At 72.1% G+C, this 559-nt stretch carries 1 protein-coding gene; it reads left to right on the plus strand.

All coding sequences use genetic code 11. The annotated features are described in order from the left end of the window. Positions 1 to 559 (plus strand): TolC family protein (locus tag JaAD80_RS29260; RefSeq protein ID WP_180979665.1); only part of this gene is annotated, 559 nt, incomplete at both ends.

A 559-nucleotide genomic window follows, 5' to 3' on the forward strand; every position in this document is an offset into this window, starting at 1 on the left:
CCAGGCGCGCGTGCGCCAGGCCGAGGCGCTGGCCGGCGCGGCGGAAGACAAGACCCGCCCGCAGGCCGAGGCCAGCGTTTCCATCAACCGCGAACTGTATTCGCTGCACGGCAGCACGCCGGCGCCGCTGGCCGGAAACTACGCCTGGCGCAACCAGGCCACCGTCACGGCTTCGTACGACCTGGACCTGTGGGGCCGCAACCGCGCCGCCCTCTCCGCCGCGCTGGGCGACGTGCAGCTGGCGTCGGCCGAATCGCAGATGGCCCGCCTGGCGCTGGAAACGGCGCTGGTGCGCACCTACATCCAGCTGTCGTATGAATTCCAGCTGCAGGACGTGATCGAACGCAGCCTGGCGCAGCGCGCCCGCATCCTCGACATCACGCGCCAGCGCAAGGCGGCCGGCATCGGCACGGACATCGACGTGGCGCAAATTGAAACCACCCTGCCGGCCGGACGGCGCCAGCTGGAGCAGTCGGCCGAATCGCTGGCCCTGCTGCGCAACCAGCTGGCCGCCCTGGCGGGCAAGGGTCCGGCGGCTGGCGCGGCGCTCACGCGTCCC

The organism is Janthinobacterium sp. AD80 (genome assembly GCF_002878455.1).
Classification (GTDB): Bacteria; Pseudomonadota; Gammaproteobacteria; order Burkholderiales; family Burkholderiaceae_D; genus Janthinobacterium.